At 76.4% G+C, this 1,257-nt stretch carries 2 protein-coding genes; both read right to left on the bottom strand.

Features of this window, described 5'->3' with window-relative positions:
- Positions 1 to 401: Y-family DNA polymerase (locus tag D7V93_RS43120; protein WP_443652012.1), on the bottom strand; the 401-nt coding region annotated here is incomplete at its 3' end.
- A 17-nt stretch (positions 402 to 418) separates the two neighbouring features.
- A complete protein-coding gene (locus D7V93_RS43115; RefSeq protein ID WP_120648683.1) occupies positions 419 to 1,255 on the bottom strand; it encodes an ImuA family protein in 837 nt (278 codons plus the stop codon).
- Positions 1,256 to 1,257 lie beyond the last annotated feature (2 nt).

The following is a 1,257-nucleotide window of genomic DNA, read 5'->3' as shown; positions in this document are numbered from 1 at the left end:
CGGTAGCCCTGCTCGGCGCAGACCTCCAGCACGCGGGCCCCCAGCTCCGGCTCGCCCCCCACCAGGCGCGCGGCCCCCGCGTCGAACCACAGGCCCTCCGGCGCATCGCGCTGGAAGCCCGGGCACAGCCCGAGCAGCGACTCCCCCAGCGCCGTCAGCGCCTGGGTCTCGTCTTGAGGGCGGTAGGGGAAGTGCCGCAGCTCGGGCTCCAGCGCCGTCGCCGCCGTCAGCGTCATCCCCGGCCGCACGCCGGCCTTCAGCGCGCTCGTGGAGGCGAAGGCCACCCGGCGCTGGCCGCGCACCTCCTCCACCAGCGCGAGCGGCTGGCCCGCGAGCGGTGGCGATTCGATGACCTTGCGCTGCACCGGGAAGCGCGTGACGTGCAGGTAGCCCCTCCGCATCGGGATGTCCCCTTCCCTCAGCGCGCGGCCGATGACGGCGGAAGATCCTGGCGCAGCGACGGCATGGGCGCGTCGCGTCCGGGCCGCTGGCCCTGGATGCCGCAGCCGTTGCGCACGCTGGCGCTCGACTCCCGGTAGAAGCCCGGCCCCGGCCCTGCATCCGCCGCGTCGCGGTCCACGTCGTCCACGTCCAGCCACCGCGCCCCGGCATCCAGCCCGACCTCCGGGTACAGCTCCTGCCAGGGACGCACGATGCGCGTCCTCACGCCACCGCCCCGACTGCGCTCCAATTCCACGGACCAGCCCTGGACGCCCCGGGCCTCCAGCCGCAGCCGCGCCAGGCCGTCCGCCGGGGCCTCGGGGGACGTGAGCAGCAGCACCAGCGTCCCGCCCCGCGCCGCCGCGTCCGCGAGCTTGCGCGCCTCCGGCAGGGAGAGGCGCTCCGGTTTTCCCGCCGCGCCCAGGCCGTGCGTCAGGTCCAACACCACGCAGGTGAAGGCCCCGCTGCGTGCGAGCTGCACCGCGGCCCACACGCGCTGCGCGAAGGCCCGGGGCTGCACCACGAGCAGCCGCTCCAGGTCCACGCCCAGCGCCGCCGCCGCGGGGGGATAGAGCTCCCGGGGGCCGTCCACCCACGCGCACAGGCGCAGCTCCCGGTGCGCGGACGCCACCGCGCGCAGGGCCAGGCTGGTGCGCCCGGACGCCGCCTCGCCACACAGCTCCACCGAGTGCCCCAGGGGAAGGCCGCCCATGGGCAAGAGCGCATCCACCGCGTCCACGCCCGTGCGCAGCACCGGGAGCGCGCGCCGGGGCGCGGCCTGGAGTTGACGGATCCGTTCACGCAGCTCCTCCACCA

Origin of the sequence: Corallococcus llansteffanensis, from assembly GCF_003612055.1 — a bacterium.
In the GTDB taxonomy this organism is placed as follows: domain Bacteria; phylum Myxococcota; class Myxococcia; order Myxococcales; family Myxococcaceae; genus Corallococcus; species Corallococcus llansteffanensis.
Note: the sequence above shows the minus strand (reverse complement) of the source record. Positions and strands in the feature narration are given on the sequence as shown.